The sequence below is a fragment of the Parasphingorhabdus pacifica genome, from assembly GCF_054779195.1.
The window spans coordinates 417,709-444,366 of sequence record NZ_BAAGYS010000008.1; the positions used below are offsets into that span (position 1 = coordinate 417,709).

The window sequence follows — 26,658 nt, forward strand, 5'->3', positions numbered from 1 at the left end:
GTAGCGGCCGAGCGGCGTGCAGTTCACGGAGTGCGGAACGAATACGGGGGCCGGCACGCTTGTGGCGTGCCGGCCCCCGTATTTCGGTTGCCTGCCGGATCGGCAGGTGATCAGGAGCGGATCATGTTGCGCAGCACGTACTGCAGGATGCCGCCGTTGCGGTAGTAATCCGCCTCACCGGGAGTGTCGATGCGGACGTCCGCGTCGAACTCCACGATGGAGCCGTCGGCCTTGGTCGCCTTGACCTGGACCGTCCGCGGGGTCTCACCGTTGTTGAGCTTGGTGATGCCGGAGAGGTCGAAGGTCTCGGTGCCGTCCAGACCCAGGGATTGGGCCGTGCTGCCGTTCGGGAACTGCAGCGGGATGACGCCCATGCCGATCAGGTTCGAGCGGTGGATGCGCTCGAAGGATTCGGCGATCACGGCGCGGATACCGAGCAGGCTGGTGCCCTTGGCCGCCCAGTCGCGGGACGAACCGGAGCCGTACTCCTTGCCGCCGAGCACGACCAGCGGGGTGTTCTGGGCGGCGTAGTTCTGCGCGGCGTCGTAAATGAACGCCTGCGGTCCGCCTTCCTGCGTGAAGTCGCGGGTGTAGCCACCCTGGACATCGTCGAGCAGCAGGTTGCGCAGCCGGATGTTGGCGAACGTGCCGCGGATCATCACCTCGTGGTTGCCGCGACGGGAACCGTAGGAGTTGAAGTCCTTGCGGTCGATGCCGTGGTCGCTGAGGTACTTGCCCGCAGGCGAGTCCGGCTTGATCGCACCGGCCGGGGAGATGTGGTCGGTGGTGACCGAATCGCCCAGCAGCGCCAGCACGCGAGCACCCGAGATGTCGGTGACCGGCTCCGGTTCCGTGCCCATGCCGTCGAAGTACGGGGGCTTGCGCACGTAGGTGGACTCGGAGTCCCACTCGAAGGTCTCGCCCTCCGGCGTCGGCAGCGAGCGCCAACGCTCGTCGCCCTTGAACACGTCCGCGTAGTCCTTGGTGAACATCTCCTGGGTGATCGCCGAGTCGATGGTCGACTGGACTTCCTGCGGGCCGGGCCAGATGTCGCGGAGGAACACCGGCTGGCCTTCGGTGTCGGTGCCCAGCGGATCGTTCTCGAAGTCGAAGTCCATCGTCCCGGCCAGCGCGTAGGCGATCACCAGCGGCGGCGAGGCGAGGTAGTTCATCTTGACGTCGGGGTTGATCCGGCCCTCGAAGTTGCGGTTGCCCGACAGCACCGAGGTGACCGAAAGGTCGTTCTTCTGAACAGCGGCCGAAACGTCTTCCGGCAGCGGTCCGGAGTTGCCGATGCACGTGGTGCAGCCGTATCCGACCAGGTGGAAGCCGAGCTTCTCCAGGTACGGCCAGAGACCGGCCTTCTCGTAGTAGTCGGTCACGACCTGCGAGCCTGGTGCCATCGAGGTCTTGACCCACGGCTTGCGGGTCAGGCCCTTGTCGACGGCGTTACGGGCCAGCAGTGCGGCGCCCAGCATCACCGAGGGGTTCGACGTGTTGGTGCAGGAGGTGATCGAGGCGATCACGACCGCACCGTGATCCAGCTCGAAGTCGCCCAACTCGTCGGAGGAGACGCTGATCGGGTTCGACGGACGACCGTCGGCGTTCTCCGCGGCCGAGTGCACCTTCGGCTTGTCGGCGTCGTCCTGGTGGGTCACCGACGGTGCGTCACTGGCGGGGAACGATTCCTTGCCCGCCTCGTCGAGGGCCGCGTCGTCGGCGCCTTCGACCGAAACGTAGTCGGCCAGCGACTTGCGGAAGGACGACTTGGCGTTCGTGACCTCGATGCGGTCCTGCGGACGCTTCGGCCCGGCGATGGACGGCACGACGGTCGACAGGTCGAGTTCGAGGTACTCGGAGTACTCCGGCTCCGCATCCGGGTCGTGCCAGAGGCCCTGTTCCTTCGCGTAGGCCTCGACCAGGTCGACCTGCTCCTGCGCACGGCCGGTGAGCTTGAGGTAGCGGATCGTCTCGTCGTCGATCGGGAAGATCGCGGCGGTCGAGCCGAACTCGGGGCTCATGTTGCCGATGGTGGCGCGATTGGCCAGCGGCACCGCGGCCACACCCGAGCCGTAGAACTCGACGAACTTGCCGACGACGCCGTGCTTGCGCAACATCTCGGTGATCGTGAGCACGACGTCGGTGGCGGTGGCACCTGGGGGGACCTCGCCGGTGAGTTTGAAGCCGACCACGCGCGGAATCAACATCGAAACCGGCTGACCGAGCATCGCGGCCTCGGCCTCGATGCCACCGACGCCCCAGCCCAGCACGCCGAGTCCGTTGACCATCGTGGTGTGCGAGTCGGTGCCGACGCAGGTGTCCGGGTAGGCCTGGCCGTTGCGGGACATGATCGAACGGGCCAGGTGCTCGATGTTTACCTGGTGCACGATACCGGTGCCCGGGGGAACGACCTTGAATTCGTCGAAGGCGCCTTGGCCCCAACGCAGGAACTGGTAGCGCTCCTTGTTGCGGCCGTACTCGAATTCGACGTTGCGCTCGAACGCGTCCGAACGGCCGAACACGTCGATGACCACCGAGTGGTCGATGACCATCTCGGCTGGGGCCAACGGGTTGACCGAGGAGGCTTCGCCGCCGAGTTCGGTCACCGCTTCGCGCATGGTGGCCAGGTCGACCACGCAGGGCACTCCGGTGAAGTCCTGCATGATCACCCGAGCGGGGGTGAACTGAATCTCGGTGGACGGCTCGGAGCTGGGGTCCCAGCCGGCCAGAGCACTCACGTGCTCGGCCTTGATGTTGGCACCGTCTTCGGTGCGCAACAGGTTTTCCAACAGGATCTTGAGGCTGTAGGGCAGGCGCTGCGCGCCGTCGACCGCGTTGAGCCGGAACACCTCGTAGGAGGCGTCACCGACTTTCAGCGTGCCGCGGGCGCCGAAGCTGTCCTTGCTGGCAGGTGCAGTCACGTTCAACTCCATCTCGCGACGGGCGCAAGTTCGGGAACGACAGCGAGTCTCGCGCACGTCGGCCGAGCGTGCGCGAAGGCCCGCGTCCAGCGGCAACAGTACGCTTGTCCTATATGCGGCCTCAAGGCAGGGCCCCGAAAGATCGGAGCGGGTGTATCGGTACGTGCAAACGATCGGTTTTTTCACGAGCAGGTCGGCGGTTCGTTCGCCAGGGGAAATCGCGACGACTCCCGTGGACCCGCCGCGCAGGATTGCCCCTCGAGCCGGAACGCAATATATTGCATGGCGGCACGGACGGGGAGGAATGATCATGACGCGTCCGCAATTCACCGCATTGACCCGGCCGAGTGCGTCCGAACAGGTGTACCGAGTCCTGCGGGAGAAGATCGAGGACGGTTCCCTGCCGCCCGGGGAACAACTGGCCGATGCGGAACTCGCCGGCGAACTCGGTGTCAGCCGTACCCCCGTCCGCGAGGCGTTGCGCCGCCTCGTCGACCAGGGAGTGGTCGAGATGGTGCCGGGAAGGCACACCCGAGTGGCTCCCGTGGATGAGAACGACGCTTCGCGAGTCCTGCCGCTGCTGTCCGTGCTGCACGAGTTCGCGCTTCGCTCCGCGTTTGCCCGGATGACCAGCGGCGACCTTGTCGAGATGGGCGCGTGCAACGAGCGCATGCGCGAAGCGCTCGTTCGGGACGACGCCGTGGCCGCCCAGAACGCCGACGGTGCCTTCCACGCCGTGATCATGCGCCGGGCCGACAACCCGTACCTGTCCACCGCCGTGGACGTGATCGCGTTGCACGCCCGCAGGCTCGAATCGCTGTACTTCCGCGAGCACGATCCGGGCATGGAGTCCTGCGACCAGCACGAGCGGATCATCGAAGCCATCCGAGAGAGCCAGGAGGAGAGGGCGTGCGAACTGATCCGCGCGAACATGCGACGGGGTCCGGGACACCGGTAGGCACGGGGAGCCGACCGAGGTTCCGCGGTGGACTCAGGTCCACCGGCCTGTTCTTCGCGCTCGCTTCCGCGTTCTGTTTCGGCGGTTCGGGGCCCTTTGCGAAACCCCTCATCCTCGCCGGATTCACCCCGCTGCAGGTCGCGTGGATGCGCCTGATGGGGGGTGCCTTGTTGATGCTGCCGTTCGCGTTGCGGCACTTCCACGTGGTGCGCCGCGTACCGAAACTGCTGCTGGGGTACGGGCTGTTCGCGATCGCAGGTGTGCAGGCTTTTTACTTCGCGGCGATCGCCACCGTGCCGGTCGGGGTGGCGCTGTTGATCGAATTCCTCGGGCCCGTGATGGTGCTCGGTTGGATCCGGTTCGTGCTGCGCAGGCCGGTGACCCGGGCCGCTGCGCTGGGTGTTGCCGTCGCGATGGTGGGCCTGGCCTGCGTGGTCGAGATCTGGAACGGTCTGAGCTTCGACCCGTTGGGACTGCTCTTCGGGCTCGCGGCCGCCGGATGTCAGGCCGCTTACTTCCTGCTCTCGGACAGTTCCGACGACGTCGATCCCCGCGCGCTCACCGCTTACGGGCTGTTGATCGGTGCCGGAGTGGTCACCCTGCTCGCGCGTCCGTGGCGGATGGAATGGAGCCTGTTGGCCGGTCAGATCCAGCTCGCCGGCACGGACGTCCCGGCGATGCTCGCGGTGGGCTGGGTGGTGCTGGTCGGCACGGTGCTGGCGTACCTGACCGGCATCGTCGCGGTACGCAGGTTGTCCCCGCCGGTGGCGGGAGCGGTGGCCTTCCTCGAGCCGGTGGTGGCCACCCTGCTGGCCTGGATCATGCTCGGCGAGCATCTCGGACCTGTCCAGCTCATCGGGGGAGCGTTCGTGCTGACCGGGGCGTTCATCGCCCAGCGGTCGGCAGCTCCCGGACTTCCCGGCGACGGGGAACCACTCGGAACATGAACCCGCGTGCTCGGGTGGACGTCACCTTCGTTCCGGGCCGGGGCCGTGGGTGTCGAGCCGGGGAGTTCCGGTTCGATCGACGTCGCACGCGGTCCGGAACCGTCCAGGACGTCGGTCCCGTCGGGGGTGTCGGGGTGGGCTCAGGCCGGCCGGGTGATTCCGGCGAACGCGGTCTGAGCGAAGTGCACGACGACCTTCTCGATCAGGGCAACGGCAACGCCGACGAGGACGGTCGTGAGGATCTGCGGCATCGGGCTCGGCTTTCTGCGCGGTTGTCTCGCTCCTGCACTTCCACGATGGACGATGCGGGTGAGTGGATTGCGGTCATGAAGTGACAGCAGGGTGAACCGGAGCGAAAAATCGAGTGTTTCCGCAGGTGGGATGGCGACCGGCCAGTCAGGTCGTGGCTCGGCGGGCTACAGCGTTCCCACTGTTGTGCGGAGGTCCTCGGCAGGGCAGTCGGCGGACGCTGACCATCATCCCCGAACCGGGAGCGCTTCGAGCACGTGCGCCCCCTGAGATGTGACCCGCCCGCCGACCCCGCGCGCCGGGGCCGGGGAACCTTCAGCGGGTCGCGACCCCGGCCAGGCGTGCCAGACGGCCACCAGCACCGCCGCGGCGGTCGACGAACCGAGGGCGACGGCCCAGTGATGGGGAAGTAGGGGACTGCTGCCGAAGAAGTGGCTGATTCCCGGCACCTGGACGATCGCGGCCAGGAGCACCAGCGACGCACCACATGCCAGCAGCACCAGCGGGGAACGCCCGCGCATGGCGACGGTTTGCGCGAGCTGCGCGGACACGAGCGCGACCAAGCCCGTGGTGCGCGCTTGCCCGGCTGTGGACAGCGGGCGAACCAGTAGCCAGGCCAGCCCCGCAGCGCCGGCGGTGGCGCCCGCGCGCAAGTAGACGTCGTGGGTCAGTGCCTTCCCCAACGAGGCGTCCGGCCCCTCGGCGAGCAGGCTCTCCGGGGTCGCGCGGGAGGGTGGACGTACGGCGATCGCGGTCGCGGGCAACACGTCGGTGAGCATGTTGACCACCAGGAGCTGGCGGGCGTTGAGAGTGGCGTTCCGGCCGAGCAATCCAGCTCCCAGCGAAAAGCCGATCTCGCCGAGATTGCCGCCGAGCAGGATCGCCAGCGCGTCCCGCACCGAAGCCCACATGCCCCTTCCCTCGACGATGGCGTCGGTGAGGGTCTCGATGCGGTCGTCGGCGACCACCAGGTCCGCGGTCTCCCGGGCCGCCGGAGTCGCCCGCTCGCCGAGTGCGATCCCCACGTGCGCGAGCTTGATGGCCGGCACGTCGTTGACGCCGTCACCGGTCATGGCCACAACCCGCCCGGACGAGCGCAGGAGCCGGACGATGCGTGCCTTCTGTGCAGGAGTGACCCGGGCGAAGACCGAGACAGTTGGTAGTTCGGCGCACAATTCGTCGTCGTCGAGCCCCTCCAATTCGGCACCGTGCATCACCCGTTTGTCACCGAGCATGTTCAGCTCCGCGGCGATCGCCTCGGCAGTGCTCGGATGGTCTCCGGTGATCATGACGGCATCGATGCCGGACCCGTGCAGACGGGCGACGGCCTGCGCCGCCGTCGGGTGCACAGGATCGGCCAATCCGAGCAAACCGAGGAGGACCAAACCATCCACATCGGACTCGTCGAGCTCGGTGCCGGAGCGGTGCGTCCGCTCGGCCACCGCGAGAAGCCGGTACCCCTGCAGTGCCAACCGCTCCACCTGCTGCTCGACCCGAGCCCGAGCCTCCGCGTCGAAGGGAACGTCCTCACCTTGCCGCTGCCAGCGGACGCATCGGTCGAGTACGACCTCCGGTGCGCCCTTGACGTGCAATTCGGCGGCACCGTCCCCGGCGCGGAGCACCGCATGGAAACCCCGCGAAGGCTCGAACGGCAGCTCGGCGACGACGTCCTCCTCCGCGCCCGACCGAATGCCGACATCGTCGGCGCCCGCCAGCACCGCCCGGTCGGTCGGGTGCGGCAGCGGCCGGTTTCCGTTCTGTCGCGGGCTCGCTGCCAGCGCCGCCGTCACGATCCGCCGACACCAGGGATCCGGCGTCTCCAACGGAGCCTGGCGGAGCCCGTCGGAGACCTCCCGCAGCTGGATGCGCCCCTGCGTCAGGGTGCCGGTCTTGTCGAAGCACAGGGCGTCCACTCGGCCCAGCGCTTCGATCGTGGCCGGGCGGCGGACGAGAACGCCGCGACCGGACAGCCGGTGCGCGGCCGCGAGTTCGGCCAGGGTGGCCACGAACGGCAGGCCCTCGGGCACCGCTGCCACCGCCAGGCCCACCGATCTGCCGATCGTGCTCGCCAGGGGCACCCCGCGAAGCAGGTCGAGCACCAGCAGGCCGGCGCCGCCGCACACCGACAGCGGAAGCGCGCGCTTGGTCAGCTCGGCAAGACGGGCATCGACACCTCCAGCTCCATCGGGCGTGGTTCCGTTCTCCTGTGTGGTGCGTCCGAGCTCGGTGCTCCTGCCGGTGGCCACCACGACCCCTGTCGCGTTGCCGGTCGCCACGACCGTGCCCTGGTAGAGCATGCAGGTCCGATCGGCGACCGTGGCCGCAACGGTGGCGTCGACGGCCTTGCCCACCAGGTTCGATTCGCCGGTCAGACTCGACTCGTCGGCTTCCACCCCATCGGCCTCGACCAATCGGCAGTCGGCGGGCACGGCGTCACCGGCGTGCAGTTCGACGATGTCCCCGGGCACGAGTTGATCGGCGGGAACGTTGCGCGTCCGACCTTCGCGCAGCAACCGGGCGGGCACTTGGCTGGCATCCAGCAGACGCGCGAGTTCGCGATCGGTGGCGACGCGCTGGAGTCCCTCGATCAGTGCGCTGATCAACAGGACACCACCGATCAGAACGGCATCGACCGTGGAACCGACGGCGGCCGAGACGACCGCGCCGACCGCCAGTACCGGAGTGATCGGTGTGATCAACCCGTCCAGCGTCGCGCTCAGCCACCCCGTGCCGGTATCCGCGGCCGTCATCGGCGGCTCGCGCTTCGCGGCCGACCGTTCGCTGAGTCCGGTGCGGGTGGTGGACAACGCCCCCAGCACGGCGGTGATCGGCATCGTGTGCCACGGCGTCCGCTCCCGGGGAACCGGGGGAGGCGTGCTCGCGGCCAGCACGGCCGACCACGTGCCCATGGCGAGGGAGAGCAACGTCGCGGTGCTCATCGGAACGGACGCGCGCGTGGGAGCTCCGAGGGAAGGGCCGAGTGCGCCGAAGGCCGCTGCCAAGCACGAGGCTGCCGTGGAGATTCCCGCGGCATACCTGCTGACGGTCCGCGCGTTGTCCGTCGCGAGCAGCAGTGTGTGCACCACCGACTCGTCCGGGCAGATCAGGTCTGCGCCCCACGGCCTCGGCTGGTCCGCTCGCGCGAGTCCGATCCCGAGGTCGGCGGCCGACAACGCCTGGTGTTCCTGTGCAGAGACCACGGCGACCACTTGCCCGGCTTCCTGCAGCTGCCGAACCGACTCGGTCATCCGGCCACCGGCCACCGCATGGCCGGAGATCAGCCGATGCCCGATCCGCTCGCCCTCGCCGCTGATCACCACCTCGCCCACCGAATCCGCTGCTTCCAGCAGGGCTTCCGTGAACGGCTGCAGCTGGTCCACGATCGCCACCAGCGCCCGCAGCTGATCGCGGCGGTGGATGCCCACCACGTTCGCGCCCCGCCGTGATTCCGCGTCGAAAACCTCCCGCAGATTCTTGGGCAAGGAGTCGGGATCCGTCAGTGGTGCTGCGGTCCAGTCGCCACCGGCCCGGCGTCTCTCGGGGTGGTCCGGGTCGAGAAGTTCGTTCGCTCGCTCGAACATCTCCGCAGGATCTGCGTCCGGGTCGGCCGGGAACACGTTGTCGACCACTCGCTGGCCCGTGAGCAGAACCCGTGGGTCCAGCACGACGGTGTCGACGCGATCCAGCCGCCGCAGCGATTGTCGGTCGAAGATCAAACCGTCCCGACCGCAGAGCGACACGGCCAGTTGAGCGGCGAACGCCTCCCGGCCCGCCTTGGCAGGCCGGGGAACACCCGCCAACAATGCCGCGAGCGATCGTCGCGGATCACGGGTGGCGGCGAGCACCGTGCCATAGCCCGCCAGGGCCATCCCACCGGAAATGCTCGACACTCGCTCGACCGGTCCGTCCGGGAGCGGCCGAGGCCGAATGGGTGGTTCCCCCGGCGAATCGGTGTCGTGTACCGGCAGCTCGCTTTCCGCCTCCCAGCGGCGCCACGCCTGATTGCGCGCGAAGACCTCGCGCGTGGAGCAGAACCGGCCGCACGCGTCGGTGAGCACCGGAAGAGGATTGCCGCTCAGGCTCTGGGACACGGCACCGCCCAACGCGAGCGTGGTGTCGGTGGTGGCACTGCCGAGCCGGGTGACCGCCTCGCTGCGCAGCCACGGCACCGAGTCCACCAACGAGACCGTGGCGGGCACCAGCGGGGACACCCCGCGCACCGGCAGCAGCGATGCGACGGCCGCGTAGCCCACGCCGAGCAGGCTCACCCCCAGCGCTCCCACCTCGCGCAGCAGGGCGTCACCGTTGGCGGGGTGTTCCTCCCCGGTGGGCGCGCATTCTTCCCGATCGAGTCCGTGCTCCACCTCGAACTCGCTGATCACCCGGGCAAGTTCCGCGTCGCTCACGAGGTCGGCGGACCGCTCGACCACCGCACGCCCGAGCACTGAGTTGATCGTCGCGCGACGGACCCCTTCGATCTCGGCGAGACGTCGGATCAGTTCGGTGGCCGCATGCTCGGTGCCGGGCAGGTGGATCCCCTTGACTTCCACGTGGGCGCGCTCACGGCCCGCCCACGAACGCCGGTCACCTGGAGCTGCCGCCGCCGACCGCAGTGCCTCGCTCACCGGATCGGCCAGGCCCCGAAACGTCGACAGCAGCCAGCCCAGGCCGCTCATCCGGCGTCGTGCTGCCGGACGTTTCGCGTGACGAGAGCGTTCCCGATACCGATGGCTACCGCCACCGGCCATTCGATGAAGCTGAACGCCGCGCCTGCGGCGAGTCCACCGTAGAACAGCGCTTGGTCCCGAGACGGCAGCTGGGACCGAACAGTGTCGACCGCCGCGGTCACGTCCTGCTGACCGGGCAGGTGAAGATCAGGCCGGTGGAACTGCGCGGTGACGAACGGCAGTTCGACCGTGGGGCCTTCCCGCCCTTGTGCTTCCGCGCCGGCATGGCTGGTGGAGTCGGTCGTGGTCGACTTGCTCCGGCTGGTCTTCTGCCGCCCCCGGGAGCTTTGCGACGAGCTGGTTGCCGTGGCCATGAGAACCCCTCTCGCAGGCGATGCGGAACTACGAGGATACGCCGGATCCGTCCGTTCGCACCGCGTGCGACTCGGCGGCCATGCGAGGAAAACAGCGTCCAGCGAAGCTGCTCGGCGCCCGATCAGCGAGGCCCGCCTCGGCGCCGTGGCGGGTGTTCGCCTCCCGGTTCAAGCGGCAGGGGCGCACTCCCGGCGAACCTGCCGGTAGCGGTTGACGATCAACTCGACCACGAACGGATGTGCCCCGATGGGGTCGGCGACCCCGATCACGTCGAAGTCGGTGAGCCGCTGGTGGAACAGTCCGGGCGCGAGCAGGTACGGAGCGATGAAGACGTTCCGCTCATCGGTGCAGAGATCACCGGTGAGCGGATCGGCGGTGCTCACGAAACTCGGTGCCAGCCGCTGCTCGCACAGTTCGCCCAGCAGTTGTGCGGCGGTGCGCACATCGCCCAGCGCGCGCGGATCCGAGGATCCCGCGGCCGAGAACAACACCCGATCACCCGGCCGCCACCCGGCTTCGGTGAGACGTCCGAGCATCGCCTCGGCCAGCGGCCGGGACGGGCCGAGAGGAGGAACGACGAGCACCTCGGAATGACGCCCGGTCGCCGCGAGCTGCTCCGGGAGATCGGTCCGCACGTGGTAACCCGCGGCCAAGAAGGCGGGCAGGGCCACCACCGGCCCCTCGATCGAGGCTAGTGCTTCGGCCACGGTGGGGCCGATGACATCGACGTAGGCCGCACGCACCGGCACGTCGAGCCGGGACGAGACGGCAGCGCTGAGCGCCTCGATGACCTCGGGGCCCGCCGGGCAACGAGTGCCGTGTGCGACGAGCAGGAGGGTGCTGGAGGACGGGGTCACGGAACTGCGCATCGAGGTGAGTCCTTCATCGGTTCCAGGGGCAACCGGTAACCGCGCTTGATGACGGTCTGCACGAGTTCGGGAGCGCCCAAGGCCGCCCGTAACCGGGCGATCGCCTGTTCGACCGCGTGCTCGTCCACCGGTCGCCCGGGCTCGGAAGTGGAGTTGACGGCTGCGGCGAGTGCGCTCCGGGGCACCACGTGGCCGGGATGTTCGGCCAGCGCGCGCAGCAGTGCGCGCGCGTTCGGGGACAACGGCTTCGGAATGCCGTCGACCACGGCGGCGTTCCCGCGGAGCTGGAGTTCGTGACCTGCCACCGGCAGGCGAGGAGAACGCTGGGGCAGCACTTCGCACAGCGTGCGAACCAGCGCGCCGACCCGGAATCGGGCCGGAAAGATCACGGGCACGTCCAGTTCGGACAACGGACCGGCCGAGACCGGACCCACGCAGGCGGCGAGTACCGGACCGTTCAGTGCGGAGAGCAGATCGTCTCGCACTCCCAGCCGGGTCGCGACCGCGAGCATGCTCGCCGCTGCCGGAGCACTGGTGAAGGTCACGGCATCGACTTCTCGCGCGCACACCGACTGCAGCAGGTTCTCCAGAGGAACCGGATCGGCCGGGGTGGTCCAGCGGTAGACCGGAACCTCGATCACCTCGGCTCCCGCGCAGCGCAACGTCTCGACGAAGTCGGAAAGCGGTTGCCCGTGCAGCTGGACGGCGACCCGCACTCCCAGCAGCGACTCACCGAGCAGATGTTCCAGGAGTTCACCCGACGACTCGGAGTCCGGGGACCATGCGTCCGGCAGCCCCGCGGTTCGAACCGCGCCACGAGCCTTCGGCCCCCGCGCGAGCACGCGGGCCCCACGCAGCGATTCGAGCAGTTCCGCACCCATGCCCCAGCTCTCGGCCGCCTCCACCCAGCCGCGAAATCCGACCCCGGTGGTGGCCACGGCCACATCGGGTGGTCGATCGAGGCACGCTTCGGTGACGCGCCGCAGCTCGGTGTCGTCGGCCATCGGCAGGATCCGGAGCGCTGTGCCGTACACGACTCGGCCGCCGTTCCGTTCGAGAAGGGAACCGAGCTCGCCTGCCCGGCGCGCGGCGGTGACGCCGATGGTGCAACCGGTCAGTGGCGCGAGCTCCTGCTTCGGGCCACTGACCGCGGTGGAGGAGGACGAAGTCACGACTGTCCGATCTCCACGACGTCGTCGCGCAGCCGGACCGCGAACGTGGGCAGGCGTGCCTCCGGCGTGTCGAGGCAATGCCCGGTGCGCAACGAGAACACCTGCTTGAGCATGGGGGAGGTGACGGTCGGCTCACCCTCGCGATCCCCGACGATGCCCCTGCTCATCACCCCGGCCCCGCAGAACGGATCCACGTTGCCGACGGCGAAAAGCTCGTTGTCGAGCGTCCGGAACACGGCCACCGGTTGTTCCTCGAACAATGCGGGAATCCCGAGCTCGGGACGCAACTTGTCGAACTCGCACACCCGCTGCCAGCTCATGCCAGTACCTCCGGTTTCCTCGTCGACGGCATGGGAAGGGACACCCGGGCCGGGCGGATCTGCCCACGCTCCTCGGTGAAGCCGATCGTCGGGTCGGGCGCTTCAGGCGCGTTGACGAAGGACACGAACCTGCTGAGCTTCTCCTGATCGGTCAGCACGCCGGCCCACTCGTCCTGATAACCGTCGACGTGCTGCTCCATGGCTGTCTCGAGCTCCTCGGCGATGCCGAGGGAGTCGTCGACGACGACCTCTCGGAGGTGATCGAGTCCGCCTTCCAGCGACTCGATCCACGCCGAGGTGCGCTGCAACCGGTCGGCGGTACGCACGTAGAACATCAGGAACCGGTCGACGAGCCGGATCAGTTCCTCGTCGCCGAGATCGGCGGCGAGCAGTTCGGCGTGCCGCGGGGTGAAACCGCCGTTGCCGCCGACGTAGAGGTTCCACCCCTTGTCGGTCGCGATGATCCCGAAGTCCTTGGACCTGGCCTCGGCGCATTCCCGGGCGCAACCGGAAACACCCGACTTGAGCTTGTGCGGTGACCGCAACCCCCGGTAGCGCAGTTCCAGACGGATGGCCATCGACACCGAGTCCTGCACTCCGTACCGGCACCAGTCGTTTCCTACGCAGGACTTCACGGTGCGGAGAGCCTTGCCGTAGGCGTGTCCGGACTCGAACCCCGCTTCGACCAGCCGCCGCCAGATCTCGGGCAGCTGTTCGACCCGCGCGCCGAACATGTCGATGCGCTGACCGCCGGTGATCTTGGTGTATAGACCGAATTCCTTGGCGACCTCGCCGATCGTGATCAGCTTGTCGGGCGTGATCTCCCCACCGGGAACCCGGGGAACCACCGAGTAGGTGCCGTTGCGTTGCATGTTGGCCAGGAACCGGTCGTTGGTGTCCTGCAGGCCGGCTTGCTCACCTTCGAGGATGTGCCCGTTGCCGAGGCTGGCCAGGATCGAGGCCACCGCGGGCTTGCACAGATCGCAGCCGCGTCCCGCGCCGTGCTTGGCGATCAGTTCGGAGAACGACGTGATCCCGGTGGCCTGGATGATCTCGAACAGTTCCGCGCGGGACTGCGAGAAGTGCTCGCACAGCGCGTTCGACGTGCTCACGCCGCATTCGGCGAGCAGGTTCTTGAGCATGGGCACGCAGGACCCGCAGCTGGTACCGGCTTTGGTGCAGCCCTTGACCGCCGCGACGTCCTCCAGCTCCCGTTCGTCGATCGCCGTGGTGATGTCCTGCTTGGACACGTTGTTGCAGGAGCAGATGACGGCGTCCCCCGGCAGCGCCCCGGAATCGACTCCGCTGCCCGCCGGAAGCAGCAGTTGTTCGGGAGGCGCGGGAAGTTCGCGGTCGACCAGCGGTCGCAGCACGGAATAGGCACTCGCGTCGCCGACCAGCACGCCGCCCAGCAGTGTGCGCGCGTCGTCGCTGAGGACGAGCTTGGCGTAGGTGCCTGCGGCGTTGTTGGCGTAGACGACTTCCAACGCGCCGTCGGTGGCGCCGTGGGCGTCGCCGAAGCTGGCCACGTCCACGCCCAACAGCTTGAGCTTGGTGGACATGTCGGCACCGGGGAACGGTGCGTCGCCGAGTTCCAGGAGTTGCTCGACGACGAGCTCGGCCATGCTGTATCCGGGCGCGACGAGGCCGTAGCACCGGCCTCCCACCGCCGCGCATTCACCGATGGCCCAGATGTGGGGGTCGGTGGTGCGGCAGCGGTCGTCGACGAGGATCCCGCCGCGGTCGGCCCGTTCCAAACCGGTGGGTTCGGCCAGCTCGTCGCGGGGGCGGATCCCGGCGGAGAAGAGCACCAGGTCGCTGTCGAAACTGGTCCCGTCCGCCAGCGTGACCCCGCGCACCCTGCCCTGGTCGTCGGCATCGATGGACTGGGTCGCGGCGCCGCAGTGCAGATCCAGTCCGAGCTTCTCGACCAGGTCGGCCAGGACCTGCCCGCCGCCCTCGTCGACCTGCAGCGGCATCAACCGGGGTGCCATCTCGACCACGTGCGGTCGCATTCCCAGCAGGCGCAGCGCATTGGCCGCCTCCAGACCGAGCAGACCACCGCCGATCACCGTGCCGGGGCGTCCTTCGACCGCTGCCTCGCGGATCAGGTCGAGGTCGTCGAGCGTCCGGTAGACGAACGAACCTTCGAGGTCGTGGCCTGGAACCGGTGGTACGAACGGACGTGAGCCGGTGGCGAGCACGAGCGCGTCGTAACCGAGTTCGCCACCGCCGGTGGTGGTCACCACGCGGGCCTGCCGGTCGATGTGCGCGGCGCCGGTGTCGAGCCGGAGGTCGACCATCGGGTCTTCGAGGAAGTCGTGGTCCGCCAGGCTGAGGTCCTCGGCGCTCTTGCCGTCCAGATAGGACGAAAGGGCGACGCGGTCGTAGGCAGGCCGGGATTCCTCGGCCAGCACCACGATCCGCCAGGTGTCCGCGGCATCACGGGCGCGAAGGTCCTCGATGAGGCGGTGGCCGACCATTCCGTGGCCGACGACGACGAGCGTGCGGGTCATGCGGCGCCCTCCTGTTCGGTCAGTTCGGATCCGTTGGTCTTCAGCGAGCCGCACATGCGGCGAACGTCATCGGTGCACCCGCCGCACCCGGTGGTGGCGCGGGTGGCCTTGGCGAGGTCGGCGACCTCGCGTGCACCGTTGTCGAAAGCCCGGATCAGGGCCTTCTTGGTCACGTTGTTGCAGCGGCAGACGACCGAATCGGCGGGCACCTCGGTGGGGGCCGAACTTTCGGCGGTCGCGGTGCCCAGCAGTAGTCCGAGCCGGTCGAACGGCACCGGGAGATCCCGGTCGTGCAGCTGACTGATCGAGGCGATGGCCTGCGGGAAGCCGAGCAGCACCGCTCCGGTGACCCGCTCGTCCTGCAGCGCGAGTTTCGCGTAGCGGCCACGCGCTGGGTCCGACAGCGTCACGAGCTCGGCATCGGGGCTGTCCAGCGCCGCCACCGAGCCGATCGAGGCCAGATCGATCCCACGAGCCTTCAACCTGGTGACGGTGCTCGTACCGGAGTATCGGGCCTGAGCGCCGGTGAGCACTTGGGCGAGCACTTCGGCCTGGTCCCACGCCGGAGCGATCAATCCCGGAACATCGCCGCGGTGTTCCGCGCAGTCGCCGAGCGCGTGCACGTGCGGATCACTGGTGCCCAGCCGATCATCGACCACCACGCCGCGTCCCACCGCGAGACCGGCGGGCTCCGCGAGTTCGGTCTCCGGGACCACACCCGTGCAGAGGACGAGCACGTCGGCGGCCAGGACCTCCCCGTCGTCGAGGGTGAGCTTGCCGGGCTCGTAGGCGACCGCTTTGCGATCCAACCGCGTCCGAGCCCCCAAATCGTTCAGGCTCGAGGTGAGCATGCGGCCGCCGACCGGATCGAGCTGGCGGTCCATCGGATAGGGCTTGGGGTGCACCAGGGTGACCTCGACGCCCCTGCCCTGCAGCCCCCGGGCCACCTCGACCCCGAGAATCCCACCGCCCAGTACCACCGCGTTCGCGGCGGAGTCGTTGATCCGCTCGCAGTCGTCGAGGGTCCGCATGGTGACGACACCGTCGGCGTACTCGTCCGCGCCGGTGAGCACACCGGGGGTGTCCGGAATTCGCGCCCGCGCGCCGGTCGCCAGCACCAGCTCGTCGTAGTGGTGGGTTTGCCCGTCGTCGGTACGCGCGAGCTTCTCGGCGGTATCGATCTCGGTGACAGTCACGCCGAGCTCCACCCGAACCCCTTCGGGGAGTTCCGGAAGCGTCACCGCCGAGGCGGTGAGCGTGTGATCGAGAACCGAACCGAGCAGGATCCGGTTGTAGGCGGGACGCGGCTCGGCACCGAGGACCGTGATCGCGCCGCTGTGGCCGTGGTGGTGAAGACGTTCGGCGAGGCGATGTGCGGCGGGACCGTTCCCGATGATCAGCACGTCGCTCATGCGCGGACCTCCTCGTCGGTGCGCACGGAGCAGTCGGCCGATTCGTAGGGTTCGATCCGGGCCGAGCACACCTTGAACCCGGGCATTTTGCTGCGGGGATCGAGCGCGTCGCTGGTGATCAGGTTCGCGCGTCCTTCGCCGGGAAAGTGGAACGGCAGGAAGACGGTGTCCGTGCGCAGCGTGCCGACCAGCCGTACCCGAGCCACGACGCTCGACCGGGGCGAGCTGATCACGGCGAGTCGACCGCCGCGTATGCCCGCGCGCTCGGCGGTGTCCGGGTGGACCTCGACGAACGGTTCGGGTGCGGCCGAGTTGAGTTCGTCGACCCGGCGCGTCTGCGCCCCCGATTGGTACTGCGCGAGCACCCGCCCGGTCGTCGCGTACAGCGGAAAGTCCGCCGTGTTCGGTTCCGCGGAGTCGCGGTGCTCGACCTCGGCGAAGCGGGCCCGCCCGTCGGGGCGGGCGAAGTCGTCCAGGAACAACCGCGGTGTTCCCGGGTGGTCGATATCCGGGCACGGCCAGTGCAACGCCTCACCGGAGTCGAGGCGTTCGTAGCTGATCCCGGAGTAATCGGCCCGCCCTCCGCGGGAGGCACGCCGCAGCTCGTCGAACACCTCGCGTGGCGAGGTGGGGTAGCGGTGGCCCGGTTCGCCGAGGCGAGTGGCCAAGCCGTGCAGGACTTCCAGGTCCGAGCGGGCGTGCGAAGGCGGGGCCTGCAGTCGGCGGCGCCGCAACACCCGGCCTTCGAGGTTGGTCATGGTGCCTTCTTCCTCGGCCCATTGCGTGACCGGCAGGACCACGTCCGCCATCGCCGCTGTCTCGGACGGGACGAAGTCGGCGACGACCAGCAGGTCCAGTGCCCCGAGTCGTTCGGTGATGTGCCCGGCGTTCGGTGACGAGACAGCGGGATTCGACCCGAACACCAGGAGTCCGCGCGGGCCGGTTTCGGTGCCCAGCGAGTCCAACAGCTCGTAGGCGCTGCGGCCGGGCCCTGGGAGCGTGTCCGGTTCGACTCCCCAGACCTCGGCGATGTGCTCACGCGCGGCCGGATCGGTGATCATCCGGTAGCCGGGGAGTTGGTCGGCCTTCTGGCCGTGCTCACGTCCACCTTGGCCGTTTCCCTGTCCGGTCACGCACCCGTAACCGTTGCCGTCCCGACCGGGCAGCCCGAGCGCCAAGGCCAGGTTGATGAACCCGGCCACCGTGTCCGCGCCGTTGCTGTGCTGCTCGGCCCCCCGCCCGGTGAGGACGAAGGTCCGTTCGGCATCACCGAGCATGCGCACCGCCGCCCGCTGGTCGGTGACCGGCACTCCGGTGACGCGTTCGACGCGTTCCGGCCACCACGTCATCGCACGCTGCCACGCCTGGTCGAAGCCGCTGGTCCGCTCTCGGACGTAGTCGACGTCGGCGTGGCCATCGGCCACCGCGATGTGCAGCAGCCCCAGGGCGAGTGCGAGGTCGGTGCCGGGGGCGGGCTGTAAGTGCAGCGCGGCCCGCTCGGCGGTCGCGGTGCGGCGGGGATCGATGACGACCAAATCGGCCTGGTTCAGGTGCTGCATCAGCGGTGGCATCGTCTCGGCGACGTTTGCTCCCGCCAGCAGGATCGCGTCTGCTCCGCCCAGGTCGGTCACTGGGAACGGCAGGCCGCGGTCCACGCCGAACGCGGCGGTGCCCGCGGCGGCCGCCGCGGACATGCAGAACCGGCCGTTGTAGTCGATCTGGCTGGTACCCAGCGCCAACCGGGCGAACTTGCCCAACAGGTACGCCTTCTCGTTGGTCAGTCCGCCGCCGCCGAACACTCCCACCGAGTCGGGGCCGTGCTGCTGCTGGATACCGCGCAGTCCGGCCGCGATGGCCTCCAACGCGGTGTCCCAGTCGACGGGGACGAGCCTGCCGCCGCGCCGCACCTGCGGGTGCCGGAGCCGGTCGGGTGTCTCCAGCAGGCTCGGTGCCGTCCAACCCTTCTGGCACAGCCCGCCCTGGTTGACCGGGAAGTCCTGCAACGGGCGGACGTCCACGCCGTCGCGTTCCTTGGTCAACCGGGTACCGCACTGCAATGCGCAGTAGGGGCAGTGCGTCACCACCGTTCGCAGCTCAGGCACGGGTCGCCTCCGGACGGGTCGATGCGGGTTCGTGGCGCAGGTACATCCAGAAGGTGATCACAACGCACGCCGCGTAGAAGCAGAGGAACGCGGCGAACGCGAGGTCACCCGTGCCCTCCGGGCCGCTGTAGGAGCCGCGGAAGGTGAGGTTGATCAGCACGCCACCGAGGCCGCCGACCGCGCCCGAAATGCCCATCACCGCGCCGGACAGCCGTCGGGCCTGCGCGAACGCGGCCTGGACGCTGTGTCCTCCGGTCACTTCCGCCTCTGCTTGCCTGGCGAAGACGACCGGAATCATCTTGAAGACGGATCCGTTGCCGATCCCGCTGAGTACGAACAGCATCGTGAACGCCAGCAGGAACAGCGCGAACGAGTTCTGCATCGAGGCGGCCAGCAGCAGCGCGGTGCCTGCCGCCATGCCGATGAAGGTGCCGAAGGTCACTCTGGCGCCTCCCCAGCGGTCGGACATCCATCCGCCGGCGGGGCGGGTCAGCGATCCGAGCAGCGGGCCGAGGAACGTGCAGGACGCCGCCTGCAGCGGGGTGAAGTCGAACTGGCTCTGCAACACCAGGCCGAACGCGAAGCTGTAGCCGATGAACGAACCGAACGTTCCGACGTAGAGGAACGACAGCGACCAGGTGTGCTTGTTGCCCGCCGCTTGCTTCTGCATCCCGGGCTCGGCGCGCACGGCGTCGATGTTGTCCATGCGCAGCGCGGCCAGCAGCGTCGCCAGCACGATCAGCGGAAGGTAGACGGCGACCACGTAGGACGGGTGCGTGCCTCCGGCGGTGGCGATCACGAGCAGCCCGACGAGTTGGATCACCGCGACTCCGATGTTGCCGCCGCCCGCGTTGAGTCCGAGCGCCCAGCCCTGCTGCCGCTGCGGGTAGAAGTTGGTGATGTTGGTCATCGACGAGGCGAAGTTGCCGCCACCGACACCGGCCAGCGCGCCGATCACCATGAAGACCCACAGCGGTGTGCTCGGTTGCTGGATGAAGTAGAACGCCAGCAGTGCCGGTACCAGCAAGATCGCTGTGCTGAAGATCGTCCAGTTCCGGCCGCCGAACCGGGTCACCGCGTAGCTGTAGGGCAACCGCAGGAGGGAGCCGACGAGAGTGGGCGTGACCACGAGCAGGAACTTCTCACCGGCGGCGAATCCGAACCCGATTTCCGGTGACATGAACAGTACGAGTACCGACCACAGGCTCCACACCGAGAAACCGATGTGCTCGGAGAAGATGGACACGAAAAGGTTTCTGCGAGCGATGTGCTTTCCGGAACGTTCCCAGAAGTCGGCGTTCTCGGGATCCCAGCCGTCGACCCAACGGCCGGGTTTGCTCCGCGGAGCCAGTGTCGTAGTCAATTCGAAGCCTCCTCGAACAGTGCTGCGACCACGTTAGGAGCACGGTGTTTCGGGGGATCTCGGGTCGAGTTACCGAGTTGGAAACCCGTACTCACACGGGGTCGGCGCCACGCGTGAGGGCACCACCGGGGCCGATGACCCCACCGAAACCGGAAATGGCACCGTTGGAGGCGTGATGGAACGTGACACCGACCGGCGTGCGGTGCGGGATCGTGCTCGGGAACTGTTCGCCACGGCCCGTCGGATCACGGCGCTGACCGGTGCCGGTGTCTCCACCTCATCGGGAATCCCGGACTTCCGCGGCCCCGACGGTGTGTGGACCAAGAACCCGTCTGCGCAACGCCTCACCGACATCGACAGCTACCTAGCCGACCCGCAGGTACGGCAGCAGGCGTGGCGGCACAGGTCCGAGCACCCGGCGTGGAAGGCGGTGCCGAGCGCGGCCCACCGCGCGTTCACCGACCTGGAGAACGATGGTCGTCTCGGCTCGTTGATCACGCAGAACGTGGACGGCCTGCACCAGCGGGCCGGGCTCACCCGCGAGAAGGTACTCGAACTGCACGGCTCGCTGTTCGGCGCGGTGTGCTGGGACTGCGGTGCCACCGGAGCGATGCGCGCTGTTCTGGAACGCGTGGCAGCAGGGGAAGAGGATCCGGAGTGCCGGTCCTGCGGCGGCATCCTCAAGTCGACCACGGTCTCGTTCGGTGAATCCCTGAACGCGGAGGTGTTGCGCGCGGCGCGAGGCGCGGCGCTCGACTGCGACCTTTTCCTGGCAGCGGGAACGTCGCTGACCGTGTCGCCGGCATCCGGCCTGGCCGAACTGGCGAACAAGGCCGGAGCGGCCCTCGTGATCTGCAACGCCGAGCCCACTCCTTACGACGAGTTGGCCTCGGCGGTCCTGGACGAGCCGCTTGACGAGGTGCTTCCCGAACTCGTTTCCGTCCCTCGGGTGGACTACCAACGCCCGTTGAACACCTGGGCAGACCCCAGCACCTGGAGCTGATCCGGAAGTCCGCGCCCGCGGCGCCTTCTGCCGATTCGGCGTGCGCACACCGCCGGAGTCCACTCGGTGCGACCAGTCTTTCCGAACGGGGCAGGCCTGCCACACCCGCTCCCCGTGGCGTGTTTCGACGCTCATTTCGCACCCCGATTCGCACGGTGCCGTCGGCAGCACATGGCGCTCGTGTGGTTCAAGTGATTGAAGCGTCGGCATGTTTGCGCGGTGCTGATGCATGCGGCTGGGACAAAAGTGGCGAAGTCTCTGATCGTCCGTACGATCCATTCGGAGTAACTGACAGCTCCAAATGGAGGCTCCGGCGGCAGGAGGTGGCGGTCGTGATTCGACCCCTATCCGTGGTGCGTTGTTTGCTCTGTGCGTCGCTGGCAACAGCCATGACGGCCACGGTCGCTCCGGGAGGTGTCGCGGTACCGCCACGGCCACCCAACCCCAGCGACCGGGAGATCGAGGCCGGGCGCCTCGAATCGCAAACGGCGGCCGCCAGAGTGGGGGAGCTGACCAACCGGCTCGCACAGGCGGAGTCCAAACTCGCGGGATTGACCACGGAGGTCGAACTCGCGATGGAGGACGCGAACCGGGCCAGGGTCGACCTGCAGCGCGCCGAACGGGACGCGCGTGCGGCACGCGGGACCGCCGAGCGCGCGGCGGCCGAGGTCGAGGACGCGGGGAAGCGGGTCGAGCGCCAGCGCAAGCGTCTCGACGGATTCGCGGCGGGCAGTTATCGGCAGGGCAGTTCGGTCGGCTCGGCCACCGCGTACGTCGGATCGAACCACCCGGAGGAGCTGCTCGACCGGGCGGAAATGCTCGACGTCCTCAGCGTCTCCCAGCAGAAGCTCCTCGACGAGTTGCAGCGGGCAAGGGTGCAGCGGGCCAACCGCGATTCGCGGGCTCGGGACGCGGCCGAAGAGGCGGAGGCCAAACGCGCCACCGCGGCCCGTGCGCGACGTGCCGCCGAGCAGGCCCGTACCGCCGCAATCGAGGCCCAGCGAACGCAGCGGCAACGCGCACGCGGGTTCGAGGCCGAGCGTGCGCAGGTCGAGGCGGAGCTGGTCGCGGCACGGGAACAGGTCGACGGCCTCGAAGGTCAGCGCGAGGAGTTCCAGCGGTGGCTGAACGCGAAACGGGAAGAGGAACAAGCCGCGGCACAGCTGGCCGCGGAGCAGGCGGAACAGGCCGAGGCGGCGACAGAGACGTCGACGTCGCAGGAGGTGGCCTCCGGGAGTTCCGTCGAAGTCGTCGTGCAGCGAGCGCTCGCCCAAACTGGAACGATCTACGCGTGGGGCGGAGGCAACGCGCACGGGCCGACCCAGGGAATCCGCGACGGCGGGGTCGCCGATGCGCATGGTGACTACCTCAAGACCGGTTTCGACTGCTCCGGACTGATGCTCTACGCCTTCGCGGGAGTCGGTGTCAGCCTGGACCACTACAGCGGCTATCAGTACCAGTCGGGCACGCGTGTGCCGGTCTCGCAGAGGCGGCGTGGCGACATGCTGTTCTGGCGATCTGGAGGCAGCATCCACCACGTGGCGCTGTACCTCGGGAACGGGCGCATGGTGGAGGCGCCGTACTCCGGTGCGCGGGTACGGGTCACTTCGGTCCGGTACGGCGGGCTCGCTCCGTACGCGGTCCGGATGTTCTGACCGGCATCGACGCGCGCGTCGCTCCGCCCCGATTCCGCGAGTGAAATGCCTGCGGATCGAGATATCGATGGGCAGCGGAAGCGGGATGCTCGCTGCTGTCAGTATTTTGCTGTGGTGGTCGAATTCAGCGCGGTGATCCTGGCCGGAGGGCGAGGCCGTCGACTCGGCGGAGTGGACAAACCGGCTCTGCCGCTCGGTGGGCGGTCCTTGCTGGGGCGCACGCTCGACGTGGTCGCGTCGGCGCGCGAGATCGTTGTGGTGGGCCCCCGGCGGGAGGTGCCGACCGAGGTCCACTGGGCTTGTGAGGACCCGCCCGGCGGCGGGCCACTGGCAGGAATACAGGCCGGGCTGCAACGGGTGTCGACCGAAAGTGGGCTGGTCGTCGTTCTGGCGGCCGATCATCCGTGGCTGACCACCGACACGGTGTCGAGGCTGCTCGCTGCCGCAGTGGGCGAGAAGACCGCCGAGCGGGATCAGGCGAGTTTCGGCGCGGTGTTGGTCGACCGGGACGATCGCGCACAGTGGCTGGTGGGGGCCTGGCGGATCGAGGCGTTGCGCGACGTGATGCCTGCCGAAGCGACGAACCGGCCGGTTCGGCGGTTGCTCGCCGCGCTGGAGCCTGTGCGGGTACCCGCGGTGGATGCCGAAGCCGTGGATGTGGACACGCCGGAGGAGTTGCGGGCGGCCAGAGGCAAGCTCTGATCTGAGGATTCCGTTGAACGTCGTCGACGTTGCTGCCGCGATCACGCACGGCTTCATATATCGAATACCTCTGTGACTTCAGTGTCGAATGAAATTAAATCTCCGATGGCAGGAAATCAACCAAACGCAGGGAAACGGCACTTCACACCGGTCACACCGTCGATGGGGTTGAGTGCGGGTGGAGGTGTATGCCCCCACGCGCGGGTGGGTCTGCCGCGTGCCAGGATCTTGCGAGATTCCGCCGAGTACGGTCGGTGGCTGCGGGGGGTGGGATCGCACCCAGCAGACCGTTGGTGCAACAGGAGGTTCCAGAAGTGACCGAGGCCGGGTACGGCGAGGGCGACAACGCGGGCACGGACGCTCACTCGGTGGAGCAGGTGAACACGCCGGCCCGGGACGCGCAGCTGCTGGAGCGCACCGTCTTCGAGGTCAAGCGCGTGATCGTCGGGCAGGACCGGCTGATCGAACGGATTCTGGTCGGATTGCTGGCCAAGGGTCACATCCTGCTGGAAGGCGTCCCCGGTGTGGCCAAGACGCTCGCGGTGGAGACCTTCGCGCAGGTCGTCGGCGGATCGTTCTCCCGCTTGCAGTTCACTCCCGACCTGGTTCCGGCGGACATCCTCGGCACCCGCATCTACCGCCAGGGCGACGAGCGGTTCGACGTCGAACTCGGCCCCGTGCTGGCCAACTTCGTACTCGCGGACGAGATCAACCGCGCACCGGCGAAGGTCCAATCGGCGCTGCTGGAGGTCATGGCCGAGCGCCACGTCTCCATCGGTGGCGAGAGCTTTCCGATGCCGGATCCGTTTCTCGTCCTGGCAACCCAGAACCCGATCGAGAACGAGGGCGTCTACCCGCTTCCTGAAGCGCAGCGCGACCGCTTCCTGTTCAAGCTGCACGTCGGCTACCCCTCCGCCGAGGAGGAACGCGAGATCATCTACCGGATGGGTGTCAGCTCGCCCGCCCCGGACGCGGTGCTCGACCCGGGGGAGCTGACCAGGCTGCAAGGGGTCGCTTCGAAGGTGTTCGTCCACCACGCCCTGGTCGACTACGTGGTGCGGTTGGTGTTGGCCACGCGAGCTCCGAACGAGCACGGCATGTCCGACATCGCGGGCTGGATTTCCTACGGTGCTTCGCCGCGGGCGAGCTTGGGCGTGGTCGCCGCGTCTCGGGCGCTGGCCCTGGTCCGGGGACGTGACTACGTGCTACCGCAGGATGTCGTCGATGTGGTTCCCGATGTCCTGCGACACCGGTTGGTCCTTTCCTACGACGCGCTCGCAGACAACGTCCCGGTGGACCACATCGTCAACCGCGTGTTGCAGGCGGTTCCGCTGCCGCAGGTCTCGGCACGTCCGCAGAACGCCCCGCAGGCCATGGGGCAACCAGCCGGATCAGGGCAGGCTCCGATGGGGACGAACCCGCGCCAGTGAGGGACGAGTTGACTGTGTCAGCGGAAGACGAACCCGGCCCGAGCGAGGACGGCGAACGGCCGTCCTGGGCACCACCGTCCTTGGAGAGCGGTCGGATGCACGCCGCGCTGCGGTCGCTGGAGCTGACCGTGCGCGGTCGCCTGGACGGTCTGTTGCAGGGCAACCACCTGGGACTCGTTCCGGGGCCGGGAACGGAGCCGGGTGAGGCGAGGGTGTACCAGCCCGGTGACGACGTGCGGCGGATGGACTGGGCGGTCACGGCGCGCATGGCGGAACCGCACATCCGGCAGACCGTGGCCGACCGGGAATTGGAGACCTGGGTCGCGCTCGACCTGTCGCCGAGTCTGGACTTCGGCAGCGCGGCGTGCGACAAGCGCGAACTCGCGATCGCCGGGTTGGCGGCCGTCTCGTACCTGACCACCGGTGGTGGTAACCGGGTCGGTGCGGTGGTGGACAACGGATCCGAGCACGTGCGGTTCCCGGCTCGGGGAGGGGCGGCGCAGGCCAGGGCTCTGCTGCGGAAGATCGCCGAGGTGCCGCGCGCCGATGAGGGCACGCGGGGCGACTTGAGCAGGTTGCTGGAATCATTGCGGCGCCCGCAGCGCAGGCGCGGTCTGGCCGTGGTGATCTCGGACTTTTTGGGTCCGACTGATTGGCAGCGGGTGTTGCGCGGTCTGGGGGCGCGGCATTCGCTGCTGGCCATCGAGGTCGTCGATCCGCGCGACCTGGAACTGCCCGACGTGGGAACCGTCGTGCTGTCGGATCCGGAGACGGGAAAGCAGCGCGAAGTGCGAACCACGCCGGTTCTGCGCAGGGAATTCGCAGCGGCAGCAGCGGCGCATCGAGAGGATGTCGCGATGGCGCTGCGCCGCGCGGGGTGCGCGCACCTGGTGTTGCGAACGGATTCTGATTGGATCGCCGACGTGGTGCGCTTCGTGGTCGCGCGCAAACGGGGCTGGTCCGGGGGAGCGGCTTGATGTTGAGTTTCGGGGGGTTCGCGTCCCCGCTGTGGTTCCTGCTGCTTCTCGTCGTCGCGCTGTTGGTGGCGGGCTATGTATGGGCTCAGCGTCGTCGGCAGCGGGACGTTCTGCGGTTCAGCAACCTGCAGGTGCTGGATCGGGTTGCGCCGAAGCGGCAGGGTTGGCCGAAGCACGTCCCCGCGGCGTTGTTGGGGGTCTCGCTCATCTTGCTGACGGTGGCGCTGTCCGGACCGACCGCGGAGCAGCGGATCCCGCGTAATCGGGCGACGGTGATGCTGACGGTCGACGTGTCCTTGTCGATGATGTCCAAGGACGTGGCACCGAGCAGGCTGGAGGCCGCGAAGACCGCGGCGAAGGAGTTCGCGGACGAGCTCACGCCGGGGATCAACCTCGGTCTGGTGTCGTTCGCCGGGACGGCGACCGTGATGGTGATGCCGACCCCGGACCGCGCCAGTGTCAAGCAGGCGATCGATGGTTTGAAGCTGTCGGAGGCCACGGCTACCGGTGACGGGATCAACGCTTCGCTGTCGGCGATCGATTCGTTCGGCAAGATGGTCGGCAACGCCGGGGGCGGTGGGGGCGCTCCGCCTGCGCGGATCGTGCTGTTGGCCGACGGTGGTCAGACGATCCCGCGGGAGTTGGACGCGCCCAGGGGGGCTTTCACCAAGGCTCAGGAGTCGAAGGACGCGGGTGTGCCCATTTCGACGATCTCATTCGGTACCGAGCACGGCTACGTCGAGATCGAGGGTGAGCGGCAGCCGGTGGAGGTCGACGACGCGGCGATGAAGGACATCGCGCGGCTTTCCGGCGGTGAGTTCCACAAGGCGGCCAGTGCCGAGCAGCTGCGGTCGGTGTACGACACGTTGGGTGAGCAGATCGGCTACGAGATCAAGCGCGCGGATGCGAGTAGACCGTGGTTGGTGCTGGGTACGTTGGCGGCGATCGTTGCCGCCGGGGTGTCGCTGTTCTTCGGTCGCCGGCTGCCGTGAGGTCGTGGCGGGCCTACCGGAATCGCGG

18 protein-coding genes are annotated in these 26,658 nt (G+C 68.5%); 8 read left to right on the forward strand and 10 right to left on the reverse strand.

From position 1 onward, the window contains the following. Positions 1-110: 110 nt before the first annotated feature. Positions 111-2,921, reverse strand: coding sequence for an aconitate hydratase (locus ACYVAN_RS13570; protein WP_460959428.1), 2,811 nt, complete (start codon positions 2,919-2,921; stop codon positions 111-113). A gap of 310 nt (positions 2,922-3,231) precedes the next feature. On the opposite strand from ACYVAN_RS13570, the gene ACYVAN_RS13575 reads away from it, so the two are divergent. Both ACYVAN_RS13575 and ACYVAN_RS13580 read left to right on the forward strand, forming a co-directional pair. After that, the gene (locus ACYVAN_RS13575) at positions 3,232-3,879 is read left to right on the forward strand and encodes a GntR family transcriptional regulator (RefSeq protein WP_460959430.1); all 648 of its coding nucleotides are present in this window, start codon (positions 3,232-3,234) and stop codon (positions 3,877-3,879) included. Further along, positions 3,831-4,826, forward strand: coding sequence for an EamA family transporter (locus ACYVAN_RS13580; protein ID WP_460959432.1), 996 nt, complete (start codon positions 3,831-3,833; stop codon positions 4,824-4,826). The genes ACYVAN_RS13575 and ACYVAN_RS13580 overlap by 49 nt, the downstream gene beginning before the upstream one ends. A 476-nt stretch (positions 4,827-5,302) precedes the next feature. Here ACYVAN_RS13580 and ACYVAN_RS13585 read toward each other — a convergent pair whose 3' ends face one another. The 9 genes from ACYVAN_RS13585 to ACYVAN_RS13625 form a co-directional block, all read right to left on the reverse strand. After that, complete coding sequence (locus tag ACYVAN_RS13585; RefSeq protein ID WP_460959434.1) at positions 5,303-9,751, reverse strand: cation-translocating P-type ATPase; 4,449 nt, start codon at positions 9,749-9,751, stop codon at positions 5,303-5,305. Next, entirely contained in the window at positions 9,748-10,116 is a 369-nt protein-coding gene (locus tag ACYVAN_RS13590; RefSeq protein ID WP_460959436.1) for a hypothetical protein, read from the reverse strand. The genes ACYVAN_RS13585 and ACYVAN_RS13590 overlap by 4 nt, the downstream gene beginning before the upstream one ends. A gap of 168 nt (positions 10,117-10,284) precedes the next feature. Next, positions 10,285-10,986, reverse strand: coding sequence for a sirohydrochlorin chelatase (locus ACYVAN_RS13595; RefSeq protein ID WP_460959438.1), 702 nt, complete (start codon positions 10,984-10,986; stop codon positions 10,285-10,287). Further along, the gene (locus ACYVAN_RS13600) at positions 10,971-12,158 is read right to left on the reverse strand and encodes a uroporphyrinogen-III synthase (protein ID WP_460959440.1); all 1,188 of its coding nucleotides are present in this window, start codon (positions 12,156-12,158) and stop codon (positions 10,971-10,973) included. Before ACYVAN_RS13600 ends, ACYVAN_RS13595 begins: the two co-directional genes overlap by 16 nt. Further along, positions 12,155-12,478 (reverse strand): nitrite reductase small subunit NirD, encoded by a 324-nt coding sequence (nirD, locus tag ACYVAN_RS13605; protein ID WP_460959442.1) that lies wholly within the window; start codon positions 12,476-12,478, stop codon positions 12,155-12,157. Before nirD ends, ACYVAN_RS13600 begins: the two co-directional genes overlap by 4 nt. Then, positions 12,475-14,994 (reverse strand): nitrite reductase large subunit NirB, encoded by a 2,520-nt coding sequence (gene nirB, locus ACYVAN_RS13610; RefSeq protein ID WP_460959444.1) that lies wholly within the window; start codon positions 14,992-14,994, stop codon positions 12,475-12,477. Before nirB ends, nirD begins: the two co-directional genes overlap by 4 nt. Continuing rightward, a complete protein-coding gene (locus tag ACYVAN_RS13615; protein ID WP_460959446.1) occupies positions 14,991-16,406 on the reverse strand; it encodes an FAD-dependent oxidoreductase in 1,416 nt (471 codons plus the stop codon). Before ACYVAN_RS13615 ends, nirB begins: the two co-directional genes overlap by 4 nt. Next, positions 16,403-18,508 carry a molybdopterin oxidoreductase family protein gene (locus ACYVAN_RS13620; protein ID WP_460959448.1) on the reverse strand — a complete coding sequence of 702 codons (2,106 nt, stop codon included), beginning with the start codon at positions 18,506-18,508 and terminating at the stop codon, positions 16,403-16,405. The genes ACYVAN_RS13615 and ACYVAN_RS13620 overlap by 4 nt, the downstream gene beginning before the upstream one ends. Further along, positions 18,501-19,871, reverse strand: a complete 1,371-nt coding sequence (locus ACYVAN_RS13625) for an MFS transporter (RefSeq protein ID WP_460959450.1) — start codon at positions 19,869-19,871, stop codon at positions 18,501-18,503. Before ACYVAN_RS13625 ends, ACYVAN_RS13620 begins: the two co-directional genes overlap by 8 nt. Positions 19,872-20,046: 175 nt before the next feature. On the opposite strand from ACYVAN_RS13625, the gene ACYVAN_RS13630 reads away from it, so the two are divergent. The 6 genes from ACYVAN_RS13630 (at position 20,047) to ACYVAN_RS13655 (ending at position 26,630) form a co-directional block, all read left to right on the forward strand. Then, positions 20,047-20,874 (forward strand): SIR2 family NAD-dependent protein deacylase, encoded by an 828-nt coding sequence (locus ACYVAN_RS13630; RefSeq protein WP_460959452.1) that lies wholly within the window; start codon positions 20,047-20,049, stop codon positions 20,872-20,874. A gap of 389 nt (positions 20,875-21,263) precedes the next feature. After that, positions 21,264-22,529 (forward strand): NlpC/P60 family protein, encoded by a 1,266-nt coding sequence (locus ACYVAN_RS13635; RefSeq protein WP_460959454.1) that lies wholly within the window; start codon positions 21,264-21,266, stop codon positions 22,527-22,529. Positions 22,530-22,643: 114 nt separating this feature from the next. Next, positions 22,644-23,231: a molybdenum cofactor guanylyltransferase gene (gene mobA / locus ACYVAN_RS13640; protein WP_460959456.1), complete on the forward strand. Its 588-nt coding sequence runs from the start codon at positions 22,644-22,646 to the stop codon at positions 23,229-23,231. A 314-nt stretch (positions 23,232-23,545) separates the two neighbouring features. Then, positions 23,546-24,661: an AAA family ATPase gene (locus tag ACYVAN_RS13645; protein WP_460959458.1), complete on the forward strand. Its 1,116-nt coding sequence runs from the start codon at positions 23,546-23,548 to the stop codon at positions 24,659-24,661. Between the two features lie 14 nt (positions 24,662-24,675). After that, positions 24,676-25,638: a DUF58 domain-containing protein gene (locus tag ACYVAN_RS13650; RefSeq protein ID WP_460959460.1), complete on the forward strand. Its 963-nt coding sequence runs from the start codon at positions 24,676-24,678 to the stop codon at positions 25,636-25,638. Beyond that, positions 25,638-26,630, forward strand: coding sequence for a VWA domain-containing protein (locus tag ACYVAN_RS13655; RefSeq protein WP_460959462.1), 993 nt, complete (start codon positions 25,638-25,640; stop codon positions 26,628-26,630). Before ACYVAN_RS13650 ends, ACYVAN_RS13655 begins: the two co-directional genes overlap by 1 nt. Positions 26,631-26,658 lie beyond the last annotated feature (28 nt).